This window comes from Klebsiella sp. C239, from assembly GCF_048822715.1.
Classification (GTDB): domain Bacteria; phylum Pseudomonadota; class Gammaproteobacteria; order Enterobacterales; family Enterobacteriaceae; genus Klebsiella; species Klebsiella quasipneumoniae.
In genome coordinates, this window is the sequence record NZ_JBMEZK010000037.1 from 1 (window position 1) to 2,278 (window position 2,278).

2 protein-coding genes are annotated in these 2,278 nt (G+C 47.6%); one reads left to right on the forward strand and one right to left on the reverse strand.

Features of this window, described 5'->3' with window-relative positions; translation table 11 throughout:
• The first annotated feature begins 116 nt into the window (after nucleotides 1-116).
• Complete coding sequence (locus ACOI6Z_RS27415; protein ID WP_001567369.1) at nucleotides 117-749, forward strand: DUF6904 family protein; 633 nt, start codon at nucleotides 117-119, stop codon at nucleotides 747-749.
• Between the two features lie 28 nt (nucleotides 750-777).
• Here ACOI6Z_RS27415 and ACOI6Z_RS27420 read toward each other — a convergent pair whose 3' ends face one another.
• Nucleotides 778-2,181 (reverse strand): ISNCY-like element ISKpn21 family transposase, encoded by a 1,404-nt coding sequence (locus ACOI6Z_RS27420; protein WP_001567368.1) that lies wholly within the window; start codon nucleotides 2,179-2,181, stop codon nucleotides 778-780.
• Nucleotides 2,182-2,278: the final 97 nt, after the last annotated feature.

Here is a 2,278-nt window from a genome sequence, read left to right on the forward strand (position 1 = left end):
TGTCAAAGCTCAATTGAAATGTCCGTTATCCGGCTCAATTAAAATGTCCACTTTGATCTCTCATTCTCTTTACTGATAGACTTTCCTCCGACTGAAACAACAGGATGATTGAGCCCATGCTTCGATACGAGTTAACGCCGAACAATGCAGGTTTTATACTGTGGGGAGATTCAGAAGCCCTGAATGAATTACATGAACTCATTCATTACATCGTGGATGAAAGCCCACTGATTAAAGTTAAAGACGGATTTATGTTATCCCTTGCCTATGATATTCGTAAAGCACGGGAAGGTAATCGTCGTGTTGAGCAACATCAGTATGATCAACATGATACATATAAGCTTTATGGTGTTGAGCTTTTATGGCCTCTGGTCCTGGTACAGTCCTCAATACTCAGAAACTCAATGGGTTATATTCAGACAGACAAAAACCAGTTGTCTGTCATGTATGCCTTTGAATACCTGATAGAATCAGCATTAACAGAGTCTGAGAGAACAACGTCGAATGATATTATGCTAACAGTAAAATATGCATCAGACTCTGATTTTAATTTCATAGAGGATAATATTGACAGCAGGTGCTGCTATTTTATCAGCTTATCTCCGGAGCAAAGAAAAAAGCAGTTAATCAGTATTGTTCGTTCTTTTCATTCATTATGGGGTAAGTATGCCCGTGAAAAGCAGGACATAAAGATGCTGAACGAAATGAATAATACATCATGGGTCTGGCCGGACAATATCAACTGGTGAGCAACCACTGTCCGGCCAGTGAGTACCATCAGCGGGCTCTTTTACCAAAAATGTCCTCTGAACGTGACTGAAGCTGTTTGAGTGCTTCGAGCATGTCATCATTATCCAGTGAGCGCTGGGATTTCTTCCCTTCCTGCTTTGGCCGTCGTCGGGAAGGGCCATCTCCAGCGGGAATTGACTGAGAGCGCGTGTTATCCCGCTTGCTCTGCACCAGACTGATAAACTCCAGGGTTCGGCCAAGACGCTTGTTATCGACAATCGCGCCCTGGTCGATTTCTGACAGTCGGTCGTAGGTAGAGTAGGGAAGTAGCGTACCGTTCAGGCGCAGCTCTTTTCTGCCATCAGGATAGTGATACACATCGATATATTTACCTATTGCACGGCGACTCAGTTCGCTGTCTTCAATCAGGTACAACATTTTATCATATTGTATCGTCAACGATTTTGAGACTTTACGTTTTTCACGAACAGTGAAAATAAGCCCCAGGTCCTCATCATGTTCTACAGCACGGTGTACGTCAAAATCATGTCGCGGTACTTTGCCAAAACGGCGGTTATAGTCAGCCATATAGGCCTCAGCGAAGTCATTTGCAGCCTCCATTGAACAAATGCCCTGTAACCGCAGCTCTTTGACCAGACGATCCTGTAAAGTGAGGTGAGCTCGTTCTACACGCCCTTTGGCGGGACTGGTTTCTGCACAGATAGTCTGGATGTTCAGTTCATGCATGGCTCGCCCAAACTGAGTATGCCCGTCTCCGCCTGTGGCGTGTTTATTGTTAACACGAAAAACACCGGCTTTATCGCTGTACAGTGCCAGCGGTTTACCATGCTTATCGATATAGCGCCGCGTGGCTTCGAAGTAAGAAAACGTGGACTCCGATTTAACAAACAACAGTTCCATCAGTTTGCTGGTTGCATCATCAACATAGACCAGCGCGGTGCAGGCCGGGCCACGGCCTTCAAACCAGTCGTGATCACAGCCATCTATTTGTATCAGCTCACCAGTACACGGACGCCGGTACCGTGGTTGAGGGATCCTTGCGGCACGTTGTTTACGGGGAACCCATAAGCCAGCCCGCACCATGATGCGCCGGACAGTTTCTTTGCCAAGAAACAGTCCGTGGAGTTCTTCGAGCTTTTCACGCGCCAGAGTCGGACCGAAATCAGCATAACGCGTCTTGATCAGTTCCAGAGCCTGATCTGCGAGCCCGGGTGGCAACTGGCGGTTACCACGCATGCCACATCGTCTGCTGGCCATACCAAGCGGTCCCCCTTCACGGTAACGGGCAAGAAGTCTGCGGCATTGCCTGTCGCTGATACCGAGGTGCTCGGCCGCACGGCGCGTTGTGATGCGACGTTCAATGACGTCCTGTATAATCTTGATCCGGTTGATCTCTTTCAAAGTAAACACTCCTGAGCTTTCTGCGCTCATGATATGCCTCCCGGTAGTTTAAACGGACCAGTGAAGCTTACCATAGCGCGGACATCTGAATTGAGCCACAGGCGGACATTACTATTGAGCCATTACA